This is a genomic window from Brachybacterium vulturis (assembly GCF_043641765.1).
GTDB classification, from domain to species: domain Bacteria; phylum Actinomycetota; class Actinomycetes; order Actinomycetales; family Dermabacteraceae; genus Brachybacterium; species Brachybacterium vulturis_A.
This window is the reverse complement of the sequence record NZ_JBHZRO010000017.1, coordinates 64,103-89,738: the sequence shown is the minus strand read 5'-3', so window position 1 is coordinate 89,738 and position 25,636 is coordinate 64,103. Positions and strand designations below refer to the sequence as shown.

The window sequence follows — 25,636 nt, the reverse complement described above, 5'->3', positions numbered from 1 at the left end:
GGGGCCGGGCCGTTCGCGGGCATTCTTAGCTGAGGCACGGCAAGGATTTCGCGGGCATCTTGACATGAGGCACTACGTCCGCTCACCGGCGACGGGCCCGGTGCCCGCCCACCGCCCCTGTCCGCGAGCCGTCAGCGGGAGCCGCCGACCACGCCGGGGGAGTCGTACCCGGACATCCCCGGCGCCGTGGCCCGGGCGCCGCGGGGCCCGACGGCCGCCCGGCCCGCCTCGGTCAGCTCGAACCAGGCGATCATGTCGGGACCCGGAGTGCGCCCACCGATCGCCGTCCAGGTGGTGCCGATGTGCTCGACGACCTCCGCCGGCGGCAGGTCCCAGGCCGTGAACCGCCCGGCGGTGACGAACCCGGCGCGGATCTCGCCGCGGGCGAGCAGCCGCGCCAGCAGCAGCGGTCCGCGTCGCTCGAACTCCGCGGCGTCGAGCGCTCCCGCATTCTCGAGCACGGTCACGACGTGCCCCGGATGCAGCCACTGTCGGCGCCCCAGCGCGAGCAGGCGCTCCTCGATGCCGCTGCGGGAGGAGGCGGCATGCTCGGTCAGCGCCTCGGGGGTCGCGTGCAGCGGTGGCCCGGGAGAGCGGTCGCTGATCTCCCCCGTCTCCTCGACCTGCAGCAGGGCGCGGCGTGGGCCCTCCAGCCGCCAGCGCGGGACGGTGGTGAGCCGGAGCGGTCCCTGTGCGCTGCGCAGGCTGACGGTGAGGAGTCCCGCGAGCATCTCGGCGCGGTGGATCGACGCGCCGACCACGCGCGGATCGCGCAGGCCGACGGCCCTCGCCCCGTCGTCCGCGATCGGCGGACCCTCCAGCTCCTGGATCCGGGAGCTCAGCACCCAGCCGCGCGCCGTCACGGTCCTGGTGCCGCGGGAGGCGACCCGGGTGTGGACGACGGTCTGCCCCCGCAGGGCATCGAGCAGCGGATGGCTCTGCGGCCGGCCACGGCCGGACGCCCCGGACAGGAAGGAGACCATGCCCCCATCGTGCCGCACCACGCGGTGGACGATGAGGCCCGCGGCGGCGGCGAGGCTAGAATGGGGAGATGCCCAGCACGAGTGAGCGCGCTCAGGATCCCCGACCTGCACGGACCAGGGCGGCGATCTTCGCTGCCGCCCGCGCTCTCACCGTCGCCGACGGCGAGGTGGCCGTCAACGCCCTGGCCCAGCGCGCCGGCGTGAGCCGTGCCGCGTTCTACAGCCATTTCTCGGGTCTCGATGACCTGATGGCGGCGATGCTGTCGCAGATGTTCGACAGCTCCCGGGAGCGCGGCCTCGCCTATGCGCAGGAGGGCCGGACCGTCCATGAAGCGGTGCGCTTCGGCTTCGGGATGCTGACGGCCTACGTCGAGCTCCATCACACCTTCCTGCGCGGCGCGCTGGACTGGAAGTTCTCCCATCGCACCTACACGATCCTGGTGGACACCATGACCGAGCTGCACGGGGAGGCGTTGCAGCGCCTCGGCGACGAGGTGCCCGTGCACCTGCGGACCGAGGACGCCTGCCGCACCATCGTCGGGGGCTGTCTCAGCCTGGTGGTGCACTGGCTGGTGGCGAGCGAACAGCGGGCGCGGGACGGCGACGCGCTGGACGCCACGGACCTGCTCGACTCGATCCTGACCACTGCTCCGGCCTGGTACACGGGACTGGAGCCCGGGGCGCCGACCGGTGCCGCGGGGCTGATGGAGATCTGCCGTCAGGTCAGGGCCGACGAGGAGAGCTGACCCGGCTCAGCAGTCGCCCACCAGGCGCAGCAGCACCCGGGCGCCGAAGCGCACGGCATCCACCGGCACCCGCTCGTCGACGCCGTGGAACAGCGGGGCGAAGTCGAGGTCGGCCGGCAGCTGCAGCGGTGCGAAGCCGTAGCCGGAGATGCCCAGTGCGCTCAGCGGCTTGTTGTCGGTCCCGGCGCTGAGGCAGTAGGGCAGCACCTTCGAGCCCGGATCCTCCGCCTGGACCGCCGAGGTCATCGCCTCGACCAGGGGCGACTCGCGCGGGGAGTCGACGGAGACGCCCACGTGATCGATGATCACCTCGACGTGCTCGCCGCTGAGCTCGTCCAGCAGCGCGAGCACCTCCTCCTGGTGGCCGGGGAGGAAGCGGCAGTCGAAGCCGGCCTCCGCGGTCTGCGGGATGACGTTGACCTTGTAGCCGCCGGAGAGCATGGTGAGATTCGCCGAATCGCGCAGCGTGCCGGAGACGAAGTGGCGCGCCCCGCCCGCGAGCGGCAGGAAGGACTCGATGTCCTGCTCGTCCCAGCCGGTGCCGGTGATCTCCGTGATCCCGTCGAACAGCGCGCGCACGCTGGCGATGAACTCGATCGGGAAGTCATGGGCATCGATCGCAGCGATCGCCCGGGCCAGGCGCACGATCGCGTTCTCGTCACTGGGCACCGAGCCGTGGCCGGCCCGGCCATGGGCGCGCAGCCGCCCCCAGGCCAGGCCCTTCTCGGCGGTCTGGACCAGGTAGGCGCGCACGTCCTCGCCGGTGTCCTTCTCCGGGAGGGTGATCGAATAGCCGCCCACCTCGCTGATCGCCTCGGTCATGCCCGCGAACACCTCGGGATGGTTCTCCACCAGCCACTGGGACCCCCAGACGCCGCCGTTCTCCTCATCGGCGAAGAAGACGAACATCAGGTCGCGCGGAGGGGCCTGGCCGGTGCGGGCGAGATGCCGGGCCACCGCCAGGAGCATCCCGACCATGTCCTTCATGTCCACGGCGCCGCGGCCGTGGATCATGCCGTCGATGATCTCGGCGCCGAAGGGATCGACCGACCAGTCCTCGGCGCGGGCGGGGACCACGTCCAGGTGGCCGTGGAGGATCAGGCCGCCGCGGGAGCGGTCCTCACCGGGGAGCGTCACCATCACGCTGGGACGGCCCGGATGCGACTCGATCACCGTCGGCTCGAGCCCCACCTCGCGCAGCAGTGCGACCACGTGCTCCGCCGCCTCCGTCTCGCCCCTGCCCCAGCTGGCGGGGTCGTTCCCGCCGAAGTTCGTGGTGTCGATGCGGATCAGCTCGCGGGTGAAGCGGACGGCCTCGTCCTGCAGCACGGCGAGCTCCTCGGCGGTGGGGGCGGCGATCGGCATGCCGGGGACCTCCTGATGGTTCGGGGGTCTCACCGTACTCGGCGCCGTGGCCACCCGCCGTCGGCGTCCGTACGATGGGGAGGATCAGCCCGCTCCCGCAGGAGGTGCACCCATGGTGCAGATCTTCACGCTCCGAGAGCGGCTCGCCGCGCTCCCGTCCACGGTGCGCCGGCGCGCCGAGACCTCGACCCTGCGCGCGTCGGTGATCGCCGATGCCCGGGCCGTGGCCCCCGAGATCCCGCGGGACGCGGACGCCGGTCACCTGGAGCGCGCCGCCCGCCGCCTGCTGCGGCGCGCCGCGCAGGACGAGTTCGCGCGCGAGGGCGTGGCCCGGGTGCCGCTGCCGCCCGAGGACACCGGCCGGGCCGAGCTGCGTCGCGCCGACGTCCCCGGTGAGGCGAGCTTCCATGCCTTCGTCGAGGACGTGCTCAGCGCGGTCGACATCGCCCCCAGCCCGCTCGAGCGCGACGACGCGGTGGCGCTGCGGGATGCGCGCGGCTCCTCCGACGCCTTCGGACTCTCGCCCGAGGTCGCCTCCGACCTCGCGTCCTATCTGCTGTGCAGGGCGTACGCGCTCGCCCAGGGGCGCGAGGAGCTCGAGAGCTACCTCGAGGGTCAGGCCGAGCGGATCCGGGAGGAGGTGCGGGCGGCGCTGGTGCGGCAGGTGCGGGTGCCGCTCGAGCTGAAGGTGGCCCGGGAGCGGCACGATCAGGTCGTGCAGGGGGCGGCCGACGAGGGCGTCGCCGCGCCCACCGGCGGCTCCGGGGGCGCGCACGCCACCGCCGAGGAGCGCGCCGATCTCGGGCGCCGGGCCCGGTCGGCCTTCGCCTTCGCGCAGTCCGAGGCCGGCCGTGCCGCCTTCGGCGCGCTGCGCAGCGGGGCGGAGAGGGCGTACGAGCGGTACGGCAGCACCCGCACCCCGCCGCGGACCTGAGTAGGGCGCCGGGGCAGCGCGGCGGAGCCCCCTCAGTGCCCGGGCGTCACCGCGACGTCAGGAAGCGGATTTCTCCGCGAGCTGCCGCTTGATCCGGGCCAGCATCCCGGCCATACCGTTCAGCCGCAGCGGGCTGACCACCTCGGCCAGCCCCAGCGCACCGGTGACCGACTCGGGGGTGTCCAGCACCTCGCCGACGGTGCGCCCGTCCAGGGCCTCGGCGAGGATCGAGGCGAAGCCGCGCGTGGTCGGAGCCTCCGGCGGGGCCGAGAAGAACAGCCGTGCTGTCGCCTCCCGACCCGTGCCCTGGACCTCCGTGATCAGGAAGATCGGGGACTGGCACTCGGGCACCGGCTCGAGCAGCTCAGGATGGTCGGCGTAGCGTGCAGGCAGGGCCGGCAGATCGTTCGAGAAATCCAGCAGCAGCTGCAGCCGGTCCTTTCCGGACAGGGCGTGGAAGTCGTCGGCGATCTCGGCGAAGGCCCCGGGCAGGGCGGCGCTGTCGCTCAGCGGGCGCTCGCTCATCGGGCGGGGACCTCACCCGGCGCGGTGCCCTGCGCGATCGGCAGGCGCACGCCGTTGCCCCATTCGGTCCAGGAGCCGTCGTAGTTGCGCACGTCCGAGAAGCCCAGCAGGTAGGTGAGCACGAACCAGGTGTGGGCCGAGCGCTCGCCGATGCGGCAGTACACGATCGTCGGCGTCGCGGTGTCGAAGCCGAGCTCGGACTGATAGATCTGCTCCAGCTCGGCGCGCGGCTTGAACCGGCCGTCCTCGGCGGCGGCGCGGGCCCACGGCACGGAGCGGGCGGTGGGGATGTGACCGCCGCGCACCGTTCCCTCCTGCGGGTAGTCCGGCATGTGGGTGCGCTCACCGGTGTACTCCTGCGGGGAGCGCACGTCGATCAGCGGCCCGCCGAGGAAGTCCAGCACGTCCTCGCGGAAGGCGCGGAGGGGGGCGTCCTGGCGCTCCACGACCGGGTAGCCGGTGGTGGGGGCGGGCTTGCCCTGCTCGGAGGTGGTGAGCTCGCGGCCCTCGGCCTGCCAGGCGGCGCGGCCGCCGTCGAGCAGGCGCACGTCCTGGTGGCCGAACAGCTCGAAGACCCACAGCGCGTAGGCGGCCCACCAGTTCGACTTGTCGCCGTAGATCACCACGGTGGTCTCGCGGGAGATGCCGGAGGCGTCCATGAGCGTCGCGAAGCCGGCGCCGTCGACGTAGTCGCGGGTGACCGGGTCGTTGAGGTCCAGGTGCCAGTCGATCTTCACCGCGCCGGGGATGTGGCCGGTCTCGTACAGCAGCACGTCCTCGTCGGACTCGACGACGACCAGACTCTCGGGACGGCCGGCGGCGAGCTGATCGGCGAGCCACTGCGTGCTCACCAGCTTCTCGGGGCGGGCGTACACCTGCAGGGCGGGGGTCGGATCAGCAGGAACGGTCATCAGTGCACCTTTCGACGGTCGATGGCAGACGACGTATGCCTCCAGTCTGTCACTGCAGGCCGTGCCGTGGCGTCCCGGAGGCTCCGCCGAGGGCGGACATCACCCCGGGCGCCCCTGGATCATCCTGCGCGGCCGCACCGGGACCCGCCGCCCGGACCGTGCCCGTCGCGCCTCTTCCGCCGGACGGCTGCCGGCTCCTACGGTGGGGTCATGGAGAACCTCGAGCAGGAACCCGCCCTCCCCATCCTCGATGTCACCGTCCTGGACTGCCCCGATGCGCTGCAGCTCGCGACCTTCTACGCCAAGCTCCTGGGCTGGCGCGTCCAGGAGGGCAGCGACTCGGACTGGGCCGAGCTGCTCCCGCCGCGCGGCCGGGTCTCGGCGGATGAGCCCGACGGGCAGGCGTCCCTCGCCTTCCAGCGGATCGACGACTACCAGCGCCCCACCTGGCCCGAGGGCGCCCATCCCCAGCAGTTCCATCTCGACTTCGCCGTCTCCGACATCGAGGCGGCCGAGCCGCGGGCACTGGCCCTCGGGGCGACGGTCCATGAGCACCAGCCCTCGGGCTCGGGCAGCTTCCGGGTCTACCTCGACCCCGCCGGCCACCCGTTCTGCCTCTGCCGCTCCGCCTGACCGGCCCGCGCTACGAGACGAAGGCCCCGAAGGCCTCGCGGATCCTCTCCGGGGCTGCACCGTCGGCGAGCAGCGTCTGCAGCAGCAGGCGTGCCTTCGCCGGCGGCAGCAGACCGGCCATGACGGCGCCGGCGTCCAGCAGGTCCACCTCGGAGCCCGGATAGGCGTAGTGGTGGGTGGAGGTGCCGCCGGACCAGGTGCGCGAGGCGACCACGACGGGGATGGCGCCCTCCAGCAGACGGCGCAGCCGGGGCATCGCGGCGGGGGAGACATGTCCCATCCCGACCCCGGCGATGACGAGCCCGGCCAGCTGTTCCGGCGGGACATGGTCCAGGAGCGCGAGGTCCTCGTCGAGCCCGGCGGCGAGCACGGGCACGGCCGGGAAGTGGTCCGGCGGTGAGCCCGGGAGCCGGACGGTGCGCGGCAGCGGGCGGTGCAGCAGGCGCAGATCGTCCGGCGCGATGATGGCCAGCGGGCCCGAGGGGGCCGAGGCGAAGGCGGAGACCGATCGGGAGGACGCCTTGGTGACCTGGTCCGGGAGATGGGCATGGCCGTCGAAGGCCACCAGCACCCCGAGCCCGCGGGCCGAGGACGCCGTCGCCGCACGCACCGCGTCGCGCAGGTTCGCCGGCCCATCGGCCCCGATGTCGCTGGCCGGGCGCATCGCGCCGGTGACCACCAGCGGGGCCTCCCGGTCCCAGTAGCGCTCCAGCAGGAACGCGGTTTCCTCGAGGGTGTCGGTGCCGTGGGTGAGCACCACCCCGGCGGCGCCCGCGTCGACCGCGGCGCGGGCGTGCTCGAGCACGTCGGCGAGGTGGTGGGGGCGGACGTCCGAGGAGGAGATGTTCGCGAGCGCCCGGGAGGTGATCTCCGCTCCGCCGCCGACGGTCGCCAGCAGGCGTTCGCCGGCGCTGTCATCGGGCCGGGCGTTCCCGCCGGAGGCGTCCTGGGACATGAAGATGGTGCCGCCGAGCGACAGCAGCGAGACCTTCGTGCTCACGACAGCTCCGGCTCCTCGCCGAGGTAGAACGCCGCGGTGCGCACCGACGCCTTGCGGGCCGGCTTCTTGTCCGCCCCGGTGGCCACGTGCGCCTCGAACCAGGCATCCGCGGTGGCACGGGTGAACTCGGCGCCCTCCGCGGAGGCGGCGAAGCGGCTCAGTCGCGGCAGTTGATCGGTCGAGGGATCCTCGAGGTGCAGGGCCAGCGCGTACAGCGCCGCGTCCCAGCCGCAGCCGGTGGCGGCGGGGCCGAAGGTCTGCCAGTGGGCGTCGGCCGGGACGGTGTGGCGCAGGGTGAAGCGGGTGGCGACCGACGGTGCGGCCGCACTCGCCTGCTCAGCAGCGTCCGGCTGCTCCTGCTCGAGGGGCTCCACGAGCAGCTCCAGCTCGCTGCCGCTCTTGCCGACCTCCCAGGTCAGCACCAGCCGACGGGGCTCCTCGGCGGCGAGCACCGTCCCGCGGGCCTCCATGTCGGGCAGCTCGTAGCGGCCGCCCTCGATCAGCTCACCGCTCGCCCGACCGAACCAGACCTCCAGATGGGAGCCGATGGTCAGCGCGGACCACAGCTCCTCGGGATGCACCGCGAAGGTCTGGGCGAGGGAGACGACATGACCCTCCTTCACCGCGGTGACGGTGCGGGCGACGTCGGTCAGCTGGCTGGTCGGGGTGGCAGTCATGGGGCTCCTTCGAAGGCGGGGGTCGGGACCCACTGTGTCAGGTCGGTGCGGGATCGGGCGCGGGGCGCACTCAGCGGCGTCGCAGGCGCACGATCACCTCGGCGTGCGCCGTGTGCGGGAACATGTCCACGTAGCGGCCCGCGACGACGCGCAGCGAGGGCATCGCGGCGAGATCGGTGGCGAGGGTGTCCGGATTGCAGCTGGAGTAGACCACGTCGGCCACCCCGGAGCGCTCGAGCCAGCCGGCCAGCTCGGTGCCCAGACCGCGCCGCGGCGGGTTGACCACGACCAGCTCGGGCGGGCCGTCGGGGCCGGTGGCCGTCTCCGCCGCCCAGTGGGTGGCGTCGGCGACGAGGAAGGTCGCCGTCTCGATCCCGGCAGCGCGAGCGGCCTCGCGGGCACCGTCGATCGCCTGCGCCGAGACCTCGACACCGGTGACGCGGGCGTCGGGGACCGCGAGCGCCGCGTGAAGGGCGAAGCCGCCGAGCCCGCAGTACAGGTCCCAGATCCGCGGCGCACCCCCGTATGGTGCAGACCGCCCCGCAGCGATCTCACCCACCCAGGTCGCGGCCTGGCGATAGAGCTGCCCGGCGACCTCGGTGTTCGTCTGCAGGAAGGACTGCGGCCGGGAGAACAGGGTGACGTCCCCGGTGCGGATCGCGAGCGAGGCGGCGCCGGCGAGGTGGATCTCCCTCTCGCCCTCGACCGCGGTGGTGTGGTCGGGGTGGAGGTTCGCGGTGACCGCGACGACGGACGGGTGCGCGTCCAGCAGCGCGGGCAGGTGCTCGCGGATCCGCTCCAGCGCGCGCTCGGTGCGCAGCACCAGCCGCAGCAGATGCTCCCCGTCGGGCGAGGCGGTGACCAGCACGTTCTTGATCTCCCCGCGACGTCTCGCGACGTCGTAGGGCGGCACCTGGGCACGTCGGATCAGGGCCTTCGTGCCGTCCAGCACCGCCTCGACGCCCGGCGGGTACAGCGGGCAGTCGCACAGGTCAGTGCCGGCGGACTGGCCGGGGAGGGTGAGCACGGGCTCCTGCGCCGTGCCGCCCACCGCCATCTTCCCCCGGGCGCGGAACCCCGCCTCGGGGCCCACGATCGGCGGATCCCACTGCGTGCCGGGGGCGAGGAACGGGGCCACCAGCTGCTCGACCCGGGCCAGTCCCTCGGCGAGCTGTCGCGGGCGCGGGAGATCCAGCAGCGTGCAGGACCTGCACGCGCCGGAGTCGAAATGGGGGCAGCGCACGGAAGGAGTCTACGGGCGGCGGGGTCGGCTGTCGGACCCCTCGGCTACCGTCGCAGACGGGTCACGAGACGCGGCCGGACTTCCTCGACAGAGGCCGCGCGGCAACCGGAACCGAACCCGGTGCCCGTCGAGGAAGACCCGGCCGGAGGGCGCCCGCCCGTCCGGTCAGCGGACCCGTGAGGGTCCATGTCGGAAGGTCACCGAGATGTCCCCGGACCCCATTCCCCACGACCCGAGCTGGCGCGACCAGCTGATCGAGCTCGACCTGCCGGGCGTCGGACCGATCACCGCCTGCACGGACCCGGAGCTGTTCGCAGACCCGCCCCCGATCGCCGTCGCGGTCGAGAATGAGCAGGAGATCGCCCACCGACGGCGCGAGCCCACCGCACCGCCTGCGGCGGAGACCATGCGTGCCACCCTGCGGGACCGGCGACCCCTCGTTCTCCAGCACAGCTGGCTGGTGGTGCCCGCGCTCGGACCGGTGCTGCCCACCCTCCGCCCCGAGGGGACGGTGATCGCCGATCTCAGCGCGATGGCGGCGCCTGCGCAGGGCGGGAGCTCACCGCGGCGCAGGGGCGGGCCGGTGCGCCCGCCGCAGCACAGCTGGTTCCGCCGGCCAGCCGTCGTCGGGGCGCTGCGTCGTCGCGGGGGACCGGTCGCGCTCGGCGCCCTCGTCGGCACCCGCCGCGACTGGTTCGAACCGGCCGCCGCGGCGCGGGAGGACCTGCTCGCCCCGCATCCGGACCAGGCGCTCGAGAGCGTCCTGACGGTCGCCGTGGACCAGGGTCAGTCCGCAGTGCTGCGCATCGGACCGGCAGGCCTCGACGTGATCCCCACCGGCTCCGACCCCCGGGTGCCCGCGCTGGCGGGGCTCGAGCTGCTGGTCACGGCGCGACCCGCGCAGTGCCCGCTGCAGGGGAGCGACGGGACCGATCCCTGCCGGCCGGTGGGCGGGCCGTGGATCCGGCGCGCGCATGCGGCGCAGGTGGACTGGGAGGCGCGGCGCTCGCAAGCGCTCGCCGTGCAGGCATGTGGAGTGTGCTTCGGGGAGGCGCTGCCTCCGGAGCCCGATCAGCCGCCGGTGCCCCGGCTGTCCCGCCGGGCGCCGGTACCCGCGATCGACCGGCTCCATCTGCGCAGCGGTGACGTGGTGCGGATCGATCCGATCGCCCCGCCCGGCCGAGACGCGCCGGCGGGGCACTGAGTCAGCGGGGCCCCGGTGGCTCACCTCAGGCGAACCACTCGGTGGGCGGGCCCAGCGAGAGCAGGATCGAGAACACGATCGCGACGCCGACGATCGCGATCAGGGCGGCCGGGAGCGGATGGCGCAGGGCGAGACCCACCACGCGCGCGGGGGCGGTGCGGCCCTTCTCCGTGCGCAGGCGCCAGGTCTCGCCGAGCAGGCCGCGACGCTCGGCGGAGCGTTCGAAGGGCACCGTGAGGTAGGGGATCACCGCGGAGCCGATCCCCAGCAGCAGGTCCTTCATCCGCCAGTGCTGATCGACCGCGACCAGCACGGTCACCACCACGTAGGAGAGGAACGTGAAGCCGTGCAGCCCGCCGCCGATCCGCACCAGCAGCTCGGTGGACTGCAGCACGTACTTCACGAACATGCCGCCCAGCAGGAGGGTCCAGGTGACCACCTCGGCGAGGGCCAGCACGCGATACAGACGGGAGGGAGTGGAGAGCAGAGGCATGCTCCGATGGTGCCAGGTGCAGCTCGATGGGCACTGGGAGCCGCGAGCAGAGTCACCCTCGCCCCGCGCTGCGCCGAGCTCCCCGCATGGTGCGGGCGGTGGCCGGTGCGGTCCACGGATCCTCCGGCCAGGGATGCCTCGGGTACCGGCCGCGCATCTCCTTGCGCACCTCCTGGTAGGGGCCGTTCCAGAAGGAGCGCAGGTCATCGGTGACGGCGAGCGGCCGACGAGCCGGCGAGAGCAGGTGGAACAGCACCGGCACCCGGCCGCGCACCAGGCGCGGGGTCTCGGCGAGCCCGAACAGCTCCTGCAGCTTCACCGAGACCACGGGCCGGCCGTCCTCCGCGTCGGGTGCCGGGTAGTCGATGCGGGCGGTGCTGCCCGAGGGCACCGCGAGCCGCTCCGGGGCCAGTGCCGCCAGCTCGGACGCCTCCGGCCAGGGCAGCAGGTGACGCAGACCGCTCACCAGGTCGATCGCGGAGAGCTTCGTGGTGCGGGCCGACAGCTGCGGGGCCAGCCAGGTCTCGAGGTCCGCGAGCAGCGAGTCCTCGTCCATGGCGGGCCAGGGGGTGCCGAGCTCGCGGTGGATCAGGGCGAGCCGGGCCCGCAGCGCCATGGCTCCGGGATCGGCGGGCAGCGCGGCGAGCCCGCGGGCGCGCACGGCGGCCAGCACTGCCGGCACGGTGTCGTGCGCGGTCGCGGCCACCGGCGTCGAGGACAGCTCGATCGCGCCGAGGGCCCGCCGCTCCCGAGCGCGCACCGCGTGGGACTCGAGGAGGGCGGTGCGCTCCTGCACCACCAGCCCGGCACCGAGGAGCAGGGCGTCCTGTGCGGTGAGCGGGGCGGCGGCGCGGATCACCGCCCCGGTGCCGTCGGCCGCACGCCCCGCGGCCCGCTGCACCTCCCACACCACCAGCCAGGGCGCGGACGCCAGAGCGCTGCCCTCGGGCAGCGCGGCGCGGGTGCCGGAGGCCAGCAGGTAGGAGCGGGACCCGACCTCGGTGCGGCGGGCGATCCGCTCGGGACGGGCGAGGGCGAGCACGATGCCCGCCTCGTGCGCGGCATCCGGTGCCTCCAGCGCTGCCGAGGGCCGCGATTGTGCGGGCCCCGGCTCGCCGGAGACGGGTGTGTTCCGGGCGATGCGGGTGAGCCGGTCCCGTTCGCGCCGCCACCGCTCGGTCCCCGGGGCGCGGCCCGCGCGGAGGTCCTGCAGCAGGCGGGGGAGGTCCGCCCCGGCCGGCCGATGGTCATCCGAGACCGCCGCGACCACCTCGGCGGCCGTGCGCGCCGCTTCTCGGCCCGGCAGCCGTCGTGCTCCGTCGAGCAGGGCGCGGGCCTCCCGGACCCCTACCGGCAGGCGGGCCACCCGGGTGCCGGCCGAGGTGGGCCGGCCCTCCTCGTCCACCAGGCCCAGGGCCTGCAGGGTCTGCTCGGCGGCGGTGATCTCGGCGCGCGGCGGTGCGGTGAGCAGCGGCAGCCCGTCCCCGCGCGGGGTGCCCCAGCAGGCCAGCCACAGGGCGGCGTCGGTGAGATCCGTGGCGGTGATCTCCGGCGGTGCCTGCGCGGGCATCCCTGCCAGCTCCGCCTCCGAGAACACCCGCACCGCCCGGCCCGGTCCCTGGCGGGCGGCGCGGCCGGCCCGCTGCTCGGCCGCTGCCCGGGAGGCGCTGACGGTGACCAGCCCGGACATGTCCCGGCCCCGGTCCCGGCGCACCTCCCGCGACAGCCCCGCGTCCACGACCAGGTGCACTCCGGGCACGGTGAGGGAGCTCTCCGCGAGCGCGGTGGAGATCACGATTCGGGGCTTCTCGCCGGGGCGCCGGCCGCCGGTGGCGCGGTCCTGCTGCGCGGCGGGCAGCCTGCCGTGCAGGGCGAGCACCTCCACCGCCTCGCCGACCAGCCCCTGCAGGCGCGAGACCACCTCGTCGACCTCACGGACGCCGGGCAGGAACACCAGCGCATCGCTGCCCTGTGCGCGCTGCGCCCGGGCGGCGGTGCGGGCCAGGTGGTCGAGATACTCGCGGGTGATGCCGCGGACGTCGAGGCGGGGGGCGGTGGAGGGTGCGTGGTCGATGCTCAGCGGGTGCAGGGCGCTGGGGACCTCCACGATCGCGGCGCCGTCCAGCACCGCCGCCACCGCCGCCGCATCGAGCGTTGCCGACATCGCCCCGACCAGCAGGTCCTCACGCAGCTGCCGGGCCTCGGCGAGCATCCCCAGCAGCAGGTCCGTCTCCAGGGACCGTTCGTGGACCTCGTCCAGCACCACCGCGGCGACCCCGGGCAGCGCCGGATCGGCGAGCAGGCGGCGCAGCAGCACGCCCGGGGTGAGCATCTCCAGCCGGGTCCCGGCGCCGACCTCCCGCTGCCCGCGCACGGTGAAGCCGACCGGTCCGCCGAGCGGGGTCCCGTCCAGCTGGGCGAGGCGACGCGCGGCGGCACGGACCGCGACCCGGCGCGGCTGGGTGACCAGGGTGAGGCCGTCTACGAGGTTCGCCACCAGCGGCGGCACCAGGGTGGTCTTGCCGGTGCCGGGCGGCGCCGTGACCACCAGCGCGCCGCGGCGGGCAGCAGCCTCCAGCTCGGTCCGGGCCGCGCCGACGGGCAGGCCCGCGCCGACGACATCGAGGTCGAAGCGGTGCGGGGCGGAGCGCGGGGAGGGCTGCGGGACGGAGTGCGGGGCGGGCATCCACCCATCATGCCGTGCTGCACCGGCGCGGCTCGCGGCGTCGATCCCGGGGACGTCCGGCTGTCCGGAGGTCAGTCGATGAGGTCGAACTCGACCTGCTGGGTGTCTTCACAGACGCTGGTGACGGAGAGGGTCCACAGATCGATGGTCACGGTCTCCCCGAGGGTGATGTCCTCGAGCGGGCGGGAGCTGCCGTCGCCGAGGGTGGCGGTCAGCTGCGCATCCGCGCCCTCGATGCTCTCGGCCGTGATCGTGAGGGTCTCGTCGGCCCGCTCGGGCAGCTCGGGGGTGGCCGTCCCGCCGACCTCCGCGAAGTAGGCACCCTCGCCGGAGCACGGCTCCGGCGGGGTGAAGCCCTCGGGCGCCGGGGTGACGGCGTACTTCTCCTGGGGCACCGCGGCGGCTGTCCGCCCGCCCCCGTCGGAGGCGGCGCTCGTCGCCGAGCCGCCGCCGTCGGACGCGGCAGAGTTCGCGGGCGTCTGCTCGGGGCCCGGCGTGCTCTCCCCGCAGCCTGCCGCGAGCAGCGACAGGGCGAACAGGGCCCCGGCGAGGCGGGCGAGGGACGGGCGGACGGGGGCGGTGCGAGCAGACACGGAGATCCTCACGGCAGGTGACGTCGACGGCGACACGCTAGCGGACCGTTCCGGCATGTCACCATCAGAGGGACAGAGCATCTCAGATGGCGCAGAGCGTGACGGGAGGCGGACCATGGCGCGTGCCGACGACGGCGCAGGCCGGCCGGGCCCGCCGCGGCCGACGCCCCGGGCACTGGACGGGAGCACCGATCCCGCGCGTCGGGTGCGACCCGTCGACTGGAGCGCAGGGGGAGCACCGCCGGCTGCGGCACCCGGCTCGCCGGCAGGGGCGGACCCCGGAGATGGGGCCGCCGGGGCCGCACTGCCGGCCCGGTCCCCGTCGGCCCGGCTGCCCCGGACGCGGGCCCGCACCGTCGAGCTGCCGCGCCCCGTGCCGGCCCCTCCGGCCGGCGCCGTGCACTCGCTGAGCGCTGCGGACCCGCGCCCGCTGCCGCGGCCGCTGCGGATCGACGACGAGGACATCCGCTCGGTCGGGGTCCACGGCCTGCCCGCCGAGCAGATCGTGCAGACGGTCGCCGATCCGGAGGATGCCTGGACCGCGGATGCCGGTGCCAGCGACCACTTCCTGCGGGCGGAGGCGGTGGTGCAGGTGCGTCGGGCGGACAACACCGTGATCGGCGTGTTCTCCACCCGCTACGCGCTGTCGGTGCGGCCCGCGGAGTACGAGCCGGCGCCGGACATCGCCGAGGAGGCCGCCGGACCCAGCGCGCGCGGCGGGCAGGGGACCCGCCACCCCACCTCCCGACGCGAGCTGCTGCGCCGCATGGAGGCGGAGGGATTCGTGGTCGCCCCTGGGACCACGCACGCCCGGGTCACTCATCCTGACCATCCGGGGCTGGTGCTGCCTTTCGCCTCGACGCCCTCTGACCGGCGCTTCACCCGGCACGCGGTGGCGCAGATCCGGCGGGTGTTCGGGATCGACCTGCGCCGCTGAGCGAAGATCGCGGGCGAGCCCGGCCGGGCGGTGGCGGGCCCTGCACAGGAAAGTGCCCCGGCTCGTCCCCACGAGCCGGGGCCATCCCTTTCCCCCGCGCCCCGGATCTGTGGAGCCCGCTTCCTCCTCAGTCGGCGGGTCCTCCGGTGACGCGTTGGCTCCAGTAGACGACACCTCCCGGAAAGACCCCTGTGGTGACGCTGGTCTTTCCCTGGACACCCGGCCGCTCGAGCGGCGGTCGTGCCGACGACCAGCGGATCCGGCACACCCGACCGGATGGTCGGATCAGCCCACAGGGATGGCGACCGACTCCCCACCGGGCCCGGACGCAGGGTTGTAGGTGACCGCTTCGAGCTCGGCACCCTCGGGGACGTCGGCGTACAGCTCGGCGCTCGCCTCCTCGCCCGGCTCGATCGGCCCGATGGTGGAGAAGACGCCGTGCATCAGCTGGTACTCGGTGCCGTCGACGTCGAGGAAGGTGAAGCGGTCCAAGTCCAGGGCGATCCCGCGTTCGCCGGTGTTCGTCAGGATCACCTGCACCCCGATGTACTTGCCGTTCTCCGAGGTCATGGTCTCGCTCCCGGTATCGAGCGTGGTGCCCTCCTGGGGGGCGGAGACCTCGGCCTCGAACTGGGCCGTGTTCGTCGAGTCGTCCGAGGGGGCCTCTGTGGGCTCGTCCGTCGAGTCGTCCGAGGGGGCCTCTGTGGGCTCGTCCGTCGGCTCGTCGGTGGGGTCCTTCGTCGAGGATTCGCTGGTGGCGGGGTCCGTGGAGGGGCCGTCCTCGCCGCCGTCGCGGGAGAGCACCCATAGGCCCGCCCCGGCCACGGCGATCACCACGGCGATCAGCAGCAGGCACCCGCAGGCGATCCCGACGTACAGGCCCGTGCGGCGCTTCTGAGGGGTCGCAGGAGGCTGGGGGGCCTCGGCGGGCATTCCGTAGGGGGTGCTCATGATCTCTTCCGCGTCGACGCCGATCTGTCGGGATCACGCTATCGGCCAGGTGTCCACAACGCGATGGGGAGGACTCCCCATCAGCGCGGAGCGGCCGTCCGGGGAGGGGATCTTCCGGACGAGGAAGCGGAGAACTTGTGAATTCCGGCCGGTGTCGGAATTATGCTCGGTCACAGGGACCAGTTCGGGCCCGCCCTGCGGACGACGACGTGCTTGCCCCGTGAGCACACGAGGAGTCGAGAAACTTGCTGAACAGACTGCACGACGCACTGCGATTGCGGACCTCACCGGTGATCTTCTTCGGCTCGGCGGCGATCATCATCGCCTTCGTGGTCGGGACGATCGCCTTCACCGAGCCCATGGGCAAGGCGACGAAGGTCGCCTCGGACTGGCTGCTGACGAACCTGGGATGGTTCTACATCCTCGGCGTCACCGTCTTCCTGGGCTTTCTGATCTTCATCGCGATGGGCCGTTTCGGCCGCGTGAAGCTGGGACCGGACGACGAGCCGCCGGAGCACTCCGGCGGTGCCTGGTTCGCGATGCTCTTCGCCGCCGGCATCGGCTCGATCCTGATGTTCTGGGGCGTCGCCGAGCCGGTCAGCCACTTCGGTGATCCGCCGCGCGCCGCCGAGCTCGGCATCGAGGGCGGCACCATGGACGCCGCGCGTGACGCCATGAACTTCACGTACTACCACTTCACGCTGCACACCTGGACGATCTTCACCCTGCCGGCGCTGTGCTTCGCGTACTTCATCCACAAGCGGAACCTGCCGCCGCGCGTCAGCTCGATCTTCCAGCCGCTGCTGGGCGAGGGCATTCACGGGCCGATCGGCAAGACGATCGACATCATCGCGATCATCGGCACCGTCTTCGGCGTCGCGGTCTCGGTGGGCCTGGGGACGCTGCAGATCAACGGCGGACTCAACCAGCTGTTCGGCATCCCCGAGAACGCCGGCTGGAATCTCATCATCATCGGTGTGGTCTGCGGGCTGGCCCTGATCTCGGTCTCGATGGGCCTGGACAAGGGCATCAAGGTGCTCTCGAACTTCAACATCGTCGTGGCGGTGCTGCTGCTGATCTTCGTGCTGCTCGCCAGTGGCGCCACCCTGTTCATCATCAAGGGGACGGTCGAGTCGTTCGGCAGCTACCTGGTGAACCTGCCCGAGCTCGCCCTGTGGAACGACACCTTCGCGAACACCGGCTGGCAGAACAGCTGGACCGTCTTCTACTGGGCCTGGACGATCACCTGGTCGCCCTTCGTGGGCATCTTCATCGCCCGCATCTCCAAGGGCCGCAGCATCCGTCAGTTCGTCACCGGAGTGCTCGCCGTCCCCTCGGCCTTCTCCGTGATCTGGTTCGGCATCTTCGGCTACTCGAGCTTCAACATCGAGCTCAACGGCGAGGGCGGACTCGTCGATCGGGTGGTCGGCGACGGCGATATCCCCGGGGCGCTGTTCGCCTTCCTCGACAACTATCCGGGGGCGTTCTTCATCTCGGTGGTCGCGATCATCCTGGTGGTCATCTTCTTCGTCACCTCGGTGGACTCGGCCGCCCTGGTCACGGACTCGATGGCCAACGGCCACGAGGACTACAACCCGCTCGGCCAGCGCATCTTCTGGGGCGTGGCGATCGCACTGGTCACCGCCGCACTGCTGGTCTTCTCCGGTGCCGACGGGCTGACCGCGCTGCAGTCCACGATCATCCTGGTGGGGCTGCCGTTCTTCGTCATGGGCTGGTTCCAGATGTACGCCCTGCTGCGGGCGCTGAAGGAGGACGCCGGGGAGCTGCCTCCGATCCGCACCCGAGAATGGGCCCAGGTGCTGCCGCCGGAGGAGTACGACCGGCGCGAGGAGGACGTGGACTACGACACCGACGACTATGTCGTCGAGCCGACCTTCACCTCCGAGGTGCCGGTGCTCACCGATCCCTATGAGGAGTACGGCGAAGGGGACGAGTCGCTGGTCGCGGAGACCGGGACGCTGCCCTCGCGCACGGGCAGCCGGAAGGCCGATCTGCCGGAGGACGGACGGAAGCGGTAGAACCGATCGGCCTGGCCGCGCAGGAGAGCGGCGGGGCAGGACCGGTGGTCCATGGCGCGGTCCGGGACAGCGCGGCCCTGGCGGAGCTCGACCTCGGCTCAGGAGGCGTCGCCCTGGTGCTTCTCCGCGCTGCGGCGGTAGTACGTCGCCAGCAGGGCCCCGGAGAGGTTGTGCCAGATCGAGAAGACCGCGGCGGGCAGGGCCGCAGCAGGGGCGAAGGCGCTGGCGGCGAGGGTCGCGGCCAGGCCCGAGTTCTGCATGCCGACCTCGATGGAGGTGGTGCGAGCGGCGCGCTCGCCCTGGCGGAGCAGGCGCGCGGCCCAGTAGCCGAGCAGGTAGCCCGCACCGTTGTGGAGCACCACGGCGAGCAGCACGATCGCTCCGGCGGAGACGATCGCCTCGGTGGAGCCGCTGACCACGGCGATGATCACCAGCGAGATGCCGGCGACGCTGACCCAGGGCAGGGCCGGCAGCACCGTGTCGACGAGCCTGCTCAGCAGCAGCCGCACCACGAGGCCGCCGAGGACGGGGACGAGCACCATCTTCACGATCGACATCGCCATCGCGCCCGCATCCACCGGCAGGTAGGAGCCGGCCAGCCACAGGGTCAGCAGCGGAGTGAGCAGCGGAGCGAGCAGGGTGGAGATCGAGGTCATCGTCACCGACAGGGCGGTGTCCGCCTTGGCCAGGTAGGCGATGACGTTGGAGCTGGTGCCGCCCGGGGCGCTGCCCACCAGGATGACCCCGACGGCGAGCTCCGGCGGGAGCTGCAGCAGCAGGGCGATGCCGAGGCCGATCAGCGGCATGATCAGGTACTGCGCCACGATGCCGATCAGCACGGGCAGCGGGCGCCGGGCCACCAGGGCGAAGTCCGGCACGGTGAGGGTCAGACCCATCGCGAACATGATGATGCCGAGGAAGATCGCCGTGAACGGGGCGAGGGCCTGGCCCGCGGAGGGGACGAAGAAGGCGAAGACGGCGGCGGCGAGGATCAGCACCGGGAAGACGGTCACCGCGATGCGGGCGGAGCGGTCCTCGGGGGACAGGGAGGAGGACGGCGTGCCGGGGGCGGCAGCGGTGTCCTTCGTCGTGGGGTGCGGGGATGAGGGAGTCATGCGCCGCATCGTACCGTCTCGTGAGACGTCGTCCCAAGATGTGGACCGCCAGGTGTCATGTGATCCGGGACTCCGGTGGGGCGCTCAGCCCCGCTGCCGGGCCGGGACCGGCCAGGCATGGACCGGATGCCCGGTGTCCACCGCGGCGCGGTAGAGCCGGGTCATCTGTGCCAGCGCCTCGGGGCGGCTCGCGCCGCGCACCTCCAGCGAGGTGACCGTGTCGATCTGCCAGCGGGCGCCGTTGCGGCCGGTCCGAGCGCGCTCGGAGAGGATCCCGCGGTAGTGCTCGACCGCATCGGGGTCCGCGCCGAGGTTTCGCAGCCCGTCCATGGCCTGCGGGATCAGCTGCTCCCGCAGCAGGTCCGCGATCCGCACCCGGCCCACCCTGGGCCAGCGCACCCGGGCCTCGAGACCCCAGCGGGCGCACTGCTGGAAGGCCTCGGCGGCCTGCTCGAAGCTCATCCGTGACCACAGCGGGCGCCGCTCATGGACCAGCGAGTGGAGGATCCCGTAGAAGAAGGCGGCGTTGGCGGCCATGTCCGCGGGCGTCGGCCCTGCCGGCAGCAGGCGATTCTCCAGCCGCAGGTGCGGGACGTCCACGCCGGGATCGTAGATCGGCCGGTTCCAGCGCCACACGGTGCCGTTGTGGAGCATCAGCTCGTGGAGGCGAGGGGAGGAGCCCTCGGTGAGCAGCGGCTCCTCGGCCATCTCCCGCAGCTCGGGGATCAGCGCCGGGAACAGGCGCACATTCTCCTCGAAGAGGTCGAACATCGAGGTGATCCAGCGCTCGCCGAACCACACCCGAGGGCGCACGCCCTGAGCCTCGTACTCCGGCGGCCGGGTGTCCAGTGCCTGCACGAAGGTGGGGATGCGGGTCTCGTGCCACAGCCGCTTGCCCAGCAGGAACGGGGAGTTCGCGGCCAGCGCCACCTGCGGGCCGGCGATCGCCTGGGCGGCGTTCCAGGCATCGGCGAACTGCTCGGGCGGGACCTGCAGGTGCAGCTGCATCGAGGTGCAGGCGGATTCCGGCGCGATGGAGTCGAAGCTGACGTCCAGCCCGCGACCCTTCCCCTCGCCCTCGATCCGCAGGGCGATCTCCTCGCCGCGCGCTTCCAGGACGGTCCGCTCGAGGGCCTCGTACCGGGCGCCGGGAGCGCGCCACTCCTCGGTGGCGAAGAGCTCCTCGGTGATCGTGGGCAGATGGCCGACGGGGATGACCCGGGCCCCCCGGGCGCGAGCGGCGGCATCGGCCCGGTCGATCTTCTCGGTCAGCTCCTGCTCGAGCTCCCGCAGGCCGGTGCCCTCGGGGTGGGTGACCGGCAGGTTCGCCTCGAGGTTGAAACGACCGATCTCGTGGACAAAGGCCTCGTCATCCAGGTCCTCGAGCAGCAGGTCGGAGATGAGCGCCGGCGCCATCGTGTCGGTCCGGGCGAGATTCATCTCGAGCTCGACCCCCACGGTCCCCTCGTCCACGAACTCGGCCGTGTCCAGGAAGGACTCGAAGAGGTCCAGGTTGCGCCGCAGCTCCCGGCGGTAGCGCGTGCGCTGAGAGCGGGTGTACTCGGTGCTGCCGATCTCGCGTCCCATGAGGACCTCCGGGGCTGACGGGGCGGGGAACGCTCATCCAAGCACGGCTGCGGCACCCGCGGGCACCGACGGCCGCGGACCGGACCCCGGCAGGCCCCGTGGCCACCCTGGAGCGGTCCCGGGCGCCGGGGATTCCGGGGCGTTGCTCTGATGAGCGCCCGGGGAATACTGTGGAGGGACCATCCGGTCGGTGAAGGAGCCTGCGATGACGAACCTCGAAGCCCGTTACGATCACGTGATCATCGGGGGCGGTGTCGCCGCCGACTCCGCTGCTCGGGCGATCCGCACCGCGGAGCCTGACGCCACCATCGCGATCCTCTCGGCCGATCCGCACAGCCCGGTCTATCGGCCCGCGCTGTCCAAGGACCTCTGGAGCGGCGAGAACCCGGACCCCGCCAGCCAGGAGCTCCACACCGCGGAGGAGACCGGCGCGACGCTGTTCACCTCCACCCTGGTCACCGAGCTGCTGCCCAATTCGCACAGCGTGGTCACCGCCCGCGGGCAGTTCACCCACTACGGGAAGGCGCTGTTGGCCACCGGGTCCTCCGCCCGCCACCTCCCGGACGTCCACGACGACCGGGTCCTCTGCCTGCGGAGCGTCGGCGACTACCGCCATCTGCGGGGGCTCGCCAAGGGCGGGGCCAGGATCGTCGTGGTCGGCGGCGGCTACATCGGGACCGAGATCGCCGCAGCGCTGACCCGCACCGGCGCCCAGGTGACGTTGGCCCATGCCGGGCGGCAGCTGCTCGAGCACGTGTTCCCCGCCTCGATCACCGGGCATCTCGAGCAGACCTTCTCCGCGCACGGCATCACCGTGGTGCCCGGGTTCCGGCTGCTGGGGATCGACACCGGGGAGGAGCTGGTTCTGCACTCCGGCGCGGCGGAGTCGCTGCACGCCGACGTCGCGGTGCTCGGCCTGGGCGCCGAGCTGAACACCAACCTGGCCGAGCACGGGGGGCTGGACCTCGAGCTCGGCGCCGTGGTCGTGGACCCCTACCTGCGCACCAGCGCCCCGGACGTCTACGCCGCCGGGGACGTCGCCCTGTTCGACGACCCCCTGCTGGGCCTGCGCCATGTCGAGCATGTCGACCACGCCCAGGCCTCCGGTGCCGCGGCCGGGAAGAACATGGCCGGCGCCGAGGAGGCGTACGAGTACACGCCGCTGTTCTTCTCCGATCTCTTCGATGACGGCTACGAGGCCGTCGGCCGGCTGCAGACCTCCATGGAGATGCGCGAGGTGTGGAACCAGGACCGCACCGCCGCCGTCGTCCACTACCTCGAGGCCGGCAGGGTCGAGGGCGTGCTGCTGTGGAACACCTGGGACTCCGCGGGCCGGGCCCGGGAGGTCATCGCCGCCTCCCAGAACGGTCAGCTCGCCCCCGAGGAGCTCGACGGGCAGATCACACCGGGCTGAGCGCGCGGGCCCGTCCCGGGCGTGCGGCGCCGACCCGGCCGGGGCGTCACCGCCGCCCGTGACAGACTGGGTGCGTGAGCACGCCGATGAACAACTCCCTGCCCTGGCCCACCGAGGCCGAGGTGCTGCCGCTGGCCTCCGTGCGACCGGTCCTGGACCGTCTCGCCTCGTTGGTGAACACCCATGAGGAGGACGCGGCACTGATCCCGGGCCTTGCCGTCACCGAGGAGGAGGTGGCGGCCGATCCACCGCCCGCCCTCGAGCAGATCGGCGATGAGCTCGGCGGCATCGAGGTGCGCGGGCTGACCATGCTGACCCTGCAGATCGAGGACCGCACCGATGTGGGCCCCTACACCCTGCTCGGCCCGGCGACCAGCTTCTATCCGCTGTACGAGACCCCGGAGGCGGCCGTGGTGCTGGCATTGGACGAGGACGGCACCCCCGGGGCCGTGTACGGCATCGGCGAGGACCTCGCGCTGCAGCTCGCCGCCGAGGATCTCGCCGCCTACCTCGAGCGCTTCGCCGACGCCCTGGAGACGACGCTGGACGCGCTCGCCGAGCGTGGCCCGGCCGATGACGAGTCCGAGGTGTCGCGCGCGGACGCCGCTGGACAGCTGATGGACGAGCACCTCTTCGCCGCGCTGCTGGGGATGGCCGAGCCCGACGAGAGCGCCGAGATCCCGCTGCAGGATCCCGCCGCCTCCGGTCTCGACGACCTGCCGGAGGGGACGCTCGCCGTCGCCGATCTGCGCAGCGCGCCCGTCGGCGCCCGCGTGGATCTGATGGAGGTCGAGGTGCCCGGCGACCCGCTCGAGATGCACGTCGCCTGGCGCGAGCGAGGCCGCGTGATCGTCCTCCTCGACAGCTGAGCTCCCGCGCGGTACCCGCTCGGCGGGGCCGCCGGAGCGTCGGTGGAGTACTGGCGGCTGGGCGATGACTATGCCGATATCGCCGTAGACGTCGCTGCGACGCCAGTACTCGACCAGGGTGCGCAGCGCTGCTCCTCTCACACCGTCGAGCTCTCCCCGCGACGGGACTACCCTGGTCACAACGCCCCGCAGCCCGCGAGGCCCCCGATCAGGAGCCGTGATATGCCCACGACCAGCCCCGCAGCCCCCGCTCCGGTCCTCGTCCTCGTCCCCGGTGCCACCGGCGCCCCGGCCGATGGCGGCGCCCCGTTCCACCTGGCCGACGCGACCGTCCCTCAGCTGTCGGTCACCGATCTCGTCGCCACCCGCGGCGACGGCATCTTCGAGACCATCGGCGCCTTCGACGGGGTGCCCGTCAACGTCGGCCCTCACCTGGCCCGGCTCGCCCGCAGCGCCGCCCAGATCGAGCTGCCCGAACCGGATCGGACGGTCCTCGCCGAGGCGGTCGACGCCGCGATCGCCGCCCACGAGCCGGTCGCCGAGCTCAGCGTCCGCGTCATGCTCACCCGCGGTATCGAGGGCGTCGGCGTCCCCACCTGCTGGATCCATGCCCGGGTCTCCGACGACTGGAGCCCGTACCGGACCGGCATGCGGGTGGCGGTGCTCGATCGCGGCCTGGCCACCACCGTCACCGGGACCAGCCCCTGGCTGCTGTCCGGGGCGAAGACCCTCAGCTACGCGGTGAACATGGCCGCCGTCCGCGAGGCCAAGCGGCGCGGGGCGGCCGACGTGCTGTTCCTGGCGAGCGATGGCTATGTGCTCGAAGGGCCGACGTCCACCCTGCTGGTGCGGCGCGGCGAGGAGTTCGTGACCACCCCGGTCAGCGCCGGGGTGCTGCCCGGGACCAGTGTGAAGAGCCTGTTCACGTGGCTGCAGCAGGACGGCGTCACGGTGCGGGACGAGCTGATGACGGTGGCGGACGTGGCCGGCTCCGACGGTGCCTGGCTGCTCTCCTCGACCCGGCTGGCCGCGCCGATCACCCACCTCGACGCCGCCGAGCTGCCGGTGGACCCCGAGCTCACCGCCCGTTTCCAGACGGTGCTCAAGGGCCAGGCCTGAGCTGCCCGGGCTGAGCAGTCAGGCCGGGGCCGTGGGGCCGGAGCTGCGAGGTCCGGCGCGTGCGAGGACCTCGCGGGCGAGGTCGACGTCGAGCACCGCGGTGTCGATCCCCTCGCTGCGCAGCACCCCCAGCACCCCGGGTGCCTTCTCCGGTCCCGCCGCGACCCCCACCACTTCCGGGACTCGCCAGAGTCGAGCTGGTCCAGCGCGCTGTGCCCGCCGACCAGCGGCAGCACTTCAGGGACCGGTCGGGGACGCAGGGTCCCGATCCGCTCGGTGAGCATCGCCGCCCCTTCGCGGGCCACCGACTCCCTCGCCGTGGTGCGCGGTGCGGAGACCACATGCGCCGCGCAGGGAGAAGCTGGTGCGCAGGGCGATCTCGAGCGCCTCGTCGCACTGCGGAGGCAGGTTCCTGCCGGTCGCGGGGCAGCGGGCCGGTCGAATGCGCCCAGCGAACGTAGACCGCCGAGAAGTGCCAGAATCAGGGGTGACCGACCCGGGAGGAACCATGAGCACAGCCCCGCGCCCCTCGGCGGAGGACCCCCGCCCGCCCCTCGGGCTCACGGTGGTCCTCGCGCAGCTGGACGTCTTCGACGACGAGGACGTGCTGCGCTCCCTCGCTGGACGCCTGCTCGACGCCGGTGCCGTGACCGTCGACTTCCCCGAGGCGCTGCGGAGGCGGGAGCGGACCTACCCCACCGGTCTGCCCACCCCGATCCCCACCGCGATCCCGCACGCGGATCCGGAGCACGTGGTGGTCCCGGGGCTGGCGCTCGCGACCCTCGCCCGCCCCGTCCCCTTCGGGGAGATGGGCGCGACGGGGAGCACGGCCGATGTGCGCCTGGTGGTGATGCCGCTGCTGACCGATGCCCGGGAGCACCTCGCCGCCCTGCAACGGCTGATGTGCCTGCTCCGGGACGAGGCCGCCGTCGCAGAGCTGCTCGAGATGCCGGACGACGAGGCGCTGCGGGCGCGTGCCGCGGCGCTCCTCGCCGGGGCACTGCCCGGCGTCGAGGGCGGGGATCCCGTCTGCGCGGACCCCGGCGGCGAGGCGTCCGACGGCGGCGGACCCGAGGGCGGCGGCCCCGACCGCGGCGAGGAGACCCAGGCATGAGGACCCCGCGCGTGGCCGTGAAGGCCCTCATCATCCGCGACCGGCAGGTGCTCATGAACCGGTACGTCCACCCCGCCGGCCACGAGATGTTCGAACTGCCCGGCGGCGGCCAGGAGCACGGCGAGGACCAGCCGGCTGCCCTGATCCGCGAATGCCGGGAGGAGACCGGCGCCCTGGTCGAGGTCCACCAGCTCGCCTGCCTGTTCGAGTTCATCACCGCGCGGAGCATCCGCGATGACTCCGCGATCGCGCCCTTCCACCAGGTCAACGTGGCCTATTGGTGCGGTCTGGCCGAGGGGGAGGAGCCGGGAGAGGGCACCGATCCCGACCGCAGGCAGGCCGGCACCGCGTGGCTGCCCCTGGAGAGCCTCGGCGAGTACGACGTCCAGCCTCCGGCGCTCGCCCGCTGGCTCGAGTCCGATCCCAGCGATCGGCCGCTCTCCCTGGGGGTGAGCAGGGGCTGAGGTGGCAGCGGGTCGGCGCCGCGCCGGAGCCGAG

General features: G+C 73.1%; 25 protein-coding genes. 11 read left to right on the top strand and 14 right to left on the bottom strand.

What is annotated here, in order from left to right; all coding sequences use genetic code 11:
- Positions 1-131: 131 nt before the first annotated feature.
- Positions 132-983: a hypothetical protein gene (locus tag ACHUEU_RS13360; protein ID WP_394216622.1), complete on the bottom strand. Its 852-nt coding sequence runs from the start codon at positions 981-983 to the stop codon at positions 132-134.
- 68 nt (positions 984-1,051) lie between these two features.
- On the opposite strand from ACHUEU_RS13360, the gene ACHUEU_RS13355 reads away from it, so the two are divergent.
- Positions 1,052-1,729, top strand: coding sequence for a TetR/AcrR family transcriptional regulator (locus ACHUEU_RS13355; protein ID WP_394216621.1), 678 nt, complete (start codon positions 1,052-1,054; stop codon positions 1,727-1,729).
- 6 nt (positions 1,730-1,735) lie between these two features.
- Here the strand turns inward: ACHUEU_RS13355 and ACHUEU_RS13350 are convergent, their stop codons facing one another.
- On the bottom strand, positions 1,736-3,094 hold the full coding sequence (locus ACHUEU_RS13350) for a M20/M25/M40 family metallo-hydrolase (RefSeq protein WP_394216620.1): 1,359 nt from the start codon (positions 3,092-3,094) through the stop codon (positions 1,736-1,738).
- 112 nt (positions 3,095-3,206) lie between these two features.
- Between ACHUEU_RS13350 and ACHUEU_RS13345 the strand changes: the two genes are divergently transcribed.
- On the top strand, positions 3,207-4,028 hold the full coding sequence (locus ACHUEU_RS13345) for a hypothetical protein (RefSeq protein WP_394216619.1): 822 nt from the start codon (positions 3,207-3,209) through the stop codon (positions 4,026-4,028).
- Positions 4,029-4,085: 57 nt separating this feature from the next.
- Here the strand turns inward: ACHUEU_RS13345 and ACHUEU_RS13340 are convergent, their stop codons facing one another.
- Together ACHUEU_RS13340 and ACHUEU_RS13335 are read right to left on the bottom strand one after the other, a co-directional pair.
- Positions 4,086-4,553 (bottom strand): SufE family protein, encoded by a 468-nt coding sequence (locus ACHUEU_RS13340; protein ID WP_394216618.1) that lies wholly within the window; start codon positions 4,551-4,553, stop codon positions 4,086-4,088.
- Entirely contained in the window at positions 4,550-5,464 is a 915-nt protein-coding gene (locus ACHUEU_RS13335; protein WP_394216617.1) for a sulfurtransferase, read from the bottom strand. The genes ACHUEU_RS13340 and ACHUEU_RS13335 overlap by 4 nt, the downstream gene beginning before the upstream one ends.
- A 210-nt stretch (positions 5,465-5,674) precedes the next feature.
- Between ACHUEU_RS13335 and ACHUEU_RS13330 the strand changes: the two genes are divergently transcribed.
- Positions 5,675-6,097 (top strand): VOC family protein, encoded by a 423-nt coding sequence (locus tag ACHUEU_RS13330; RefSeq protein WP_394216616.1) that lies wholly within the window; start codon positions 5,675-5,677, stop codon positions 6,095-6,097.
- A 10-nt stretch (positions 6,098-6,107) separates the two neighbouring features.
- Here ACHUEU_RS13330 and ACHUEU_RS13325 read toward each other — a convergent pair whose 3' ends face one another.
- The 3 genes from ACHUEU_RS13325 to rlmC all read right to left on the bottom strand — a co-directional run bounded on the left by ACHUEU_RS13325 (position 6,108) and on the right by rlmC (position 9,017).
- Entirely contained in the window at positions 6,108-7,097 is a 990-nt protein-coding gene (locus tag ACHUEU_RS13325) for an asparaginase (RefSeq protein ID WP_394216615.1), read from the bottom strand.
- The gene (locus ACHUEU_RS13320) at positions 7,094-7,774 is read right to left on the bottom strand and encodes an SRPBCC domain-containing protein (protein WP_394216614.1); all 681 of its coding nucleotides are present in this window, start codon (positions 7,772-7,774) and stop codon (positions 7,094-7,096) included. The genes ACHUEU_RS13325 and ACHUEU_RS13320 overlap by 4 nt, the downstream gene beginning before the upstream one ends.
- 70 nt (positions 7,775-7,844) lie before the next feature.
- A complete protein-coding gene (rlmC, locus tag ACHUEU_RS13315) occupies positions 7,845-9,017 on the bottom strand; it encodes a 23S rRNA (uracil(747)-C(5))-methyltransferase RlmC (protein ID WP_394216613.1) in 1,173 nt (390 codons plus the stop codon).
- Between the two features lie 205 nt (positions 9,018-9,222).
- On the opposite strand from rlmC, the gene ACHUEU_RS13310 reads away from it, so the two are divergent.
- On the top strand, positions 9,223-10,221 hold the full coding sequence (locus ACHUEU_RS13310) for a hypothetical protein (protein WP_394216612.1): 999 nt from the start codon (positions 9,223-9,225) through the stop codon (positions 10,219-10,221).
- 25 nt (positions 10,222-10,246) lie between these two features.
- Here the strand turns inward: ACHUEU_RS13310 and ACHUEU_RS13305 are convergent, their stop codons facing one another.
- From ACHUEU_RS13305 to ACHUEU_RS13295, 3 genes are all read right to left on the bottom strand, one after another.
- Positions 10,247-10,714 carry a DUF3817 domain-containing protein gene (locus ACHUEU_RS13305; RefSeq protein WP_394216611.1) on the bottom strand — a complete coding sequence of 156 codons (468 nt, stop codon included), beginning with the start codon at positions 10,712-10,714 and terminating at the stop codon, positions 10,247-10,249.
- Positions 10,715-10,766: 52 nt separating this feature from the next.
- Complete coding sequence (hrpB, locus tag ACHUEU_RS13300; RefSeq protein ID WP_394216610.1) at positions 10,767-13,400, bottom strand: ATP-dependent helicase HrpB; 2,634 nt, start codon at positions 13,398-13,400, stop codon at positions 10,767-10,769.
- Between the two features lie 71 nt (positions 13,401-13,471).
- Positions 13,472-13,993, bottom strand: a complete 522-nt coding sequence (locus tag ACHUEU_RS13295; protein ID WP_394216609.1) for a hypothetical protein — start codon at positions 13,991-13,993, stop codon at positions 13,472-13,474.
- A gap of 115 nt (positions 13,994-14,108) precedes the next feature.
- Between ACHUEU_RS13295 and ACHUEU_RS13290 the strand changes: the two genes are divergently transcribed.
- On the top strand, positions 14,109-14,930 hold the full coding sequence (locus ACHUEU_RS13290; protein WP_394216608.1) for a hypothetical protein: 822 nt from the start codon (positions 14,109-14,111) through the stop codon (positions 14,928-14,930).
- A 285-nt stretch (positions 14,931-15,215) separates the two neighbouring features.
- On the opposite strand, the gene ACHUEU_RS13285 is transcribed toward ACHUEU_RS13290, so the two are convergent.
- Positions 15,216-15,881 carry a hypothetical protein gene (locus tag ACHUEU_RS13285; RefSeq protein WP_394216607.1) on the bottom strand — a complete coding sequence of 222 codons (666 nt, stop codon included), beginning with the start codon at positions 15,879-15,881 and terminating at the stop codon, positions 15,216-15,218.
- A 245-nt stretch (positions 15,882-16,126) separates the two neighbouring features.
- Between ACHUEU_RS13285 and ACHUEU_RS13280 the strand changes: the two genes are divergently transcribed.
- Positions 16,127-17,920 carry a BCCT family transporter gene (locus ACHUEU_RS13280; RefSeq protein ID WP_394216606.1) on the top strand — a complete coding sequence of 598 codons (1,794 nt, stop codon included), beginning with the start codon at positions 16,127-16,129 and terminating at the stop codon, positions 17,918-17,920.
- Between the two features lie 98 nt (positions 17,921-18,018).
- On the opposite strand, the gene ACHUEU_RS13275 is transcribed toward ACHUEU_RS13280, so the two are convergent.
- Positions 18,019-19,035, bottom strand: a complete 1,017-nt coding sequence (locus ACHUEU_RS13275; RefSeq protein WP_394216605.1) for a bile acid:sodium symporter family protein — start codon at positions 19,033-19,035, stop codon at positions 18,019-18,021.
- A gap of 84 nt (positions 19,036-19,119) precedes the next feature.
- Entirely contained in the window at positions 19,120-20,622 is a 1,503-nt protein-coding gene (locus tag ACHUEU_RS13270; RefSeq protein WP_394216604.1) for a glutamate--cysteine ligase, read from the bottom strand.
- Between the two features lie 205 nt (positions 20,623-20,827).
- On the opposite strand from ACHUEU_RS13270, the gene ACHUEU_RS13265 reads away from it, so the two are divergent.
- From ACHUEU_RS13265 to ACHUEU_RS13255, 3 genes are all read left to right on the top strand, one after another.
- The gene (locus ACHUEU_RS13265; RefSeq protein WP_394216603.1) at positions 20,828-22,036 is read left to right on the top strand and encodes an NAD(P)/FAD-dependent oxidoreductase; all 1,209 of its coding nucleotides are present in this window, start codon (positions 20,828-20,830) and stop codon (positions 22,034-22,036) included.
- A gap of 74 nt (positions 22,037-22,110) precedes the next feature.
- Positions 22,111-22,905, top strand: coding sequence for a hypothetical protein (locus ACHUEU_RS13260; RefSeq protein WP_394216602.1), 795 nt, complete (start codon positions 22,111-22,113; stop codon positions 22,903-22,905).
- Positions 22,906-23,127: 222 nt separating this feature from the next.
- The gene (locus ACHUEU_RS13255) at positions 23,128-24,024 is read left to right on the top strand and encodes an aminotransferase class IV (RefSeq protein ID WP_394216601.1); all 897 of its coding nucleotides are present in this window, start codon (positions 23,128-23,130) and stop codon (positions 24,022-24,024) included.
- Between the two features lie 18 nt (positions 24,025-24,042).
- Here ACHUEU_RS13255 and ACHUEU_RS13250 read toward each other — a convergent pair whose 3' ends face one another.
- Positions 24,043-24,195, bottom strand: a complete 153-nt coding sequence (locus ACHUEU_RS13250) for a hypothetical protein (RefSeq protein WP_394216600.1) — start codon at positions 24,193-24,195, stop codon at positions 24,043-24,045.
- A gap of 337 nt (positions 24,196-24,532) precedes the next feature.
- On the opposite strand from ACHUEU_RS13250, the gene ACHUEU_RS13245 reads away from it, so the two are divergent.
- Both ACHUEU_RS13245 and ACHUEU_RS13240 read left to right on the top strand, forming a co-directional pair.
- Positions 24,533-25,138 carry a PTS sugar transporter subunit IIA gene (locus ACHUEU_RS13245; RefSeq protein WP_394216599.1) on the top strand — a complete coding sequence of 202 codons (606 nt, stop codon included), beginning with the start codon at positions 24,533-24,535 and terminating at the stop codon, positions 25,136-25,138.
- On the top strand, positions 25,135-25,602 hold the full coding sequence (locus tag ACHUEU_RS13240) for an NUDIX domain-containing protein (protein ID WP_394216598.1): 468 nt from the start codon (positions 25,135-25,137) through the stop codon (positions 25,600-25,602). The genes ACHUEU_RS13245 and ACHUEU_RS13240 overlap by 4 nt, the downstream gene beginning before the upstream one ends.
- The last annotated feature ends 34 nt before the right edge of the window (positions 25,603-25,636 follow it).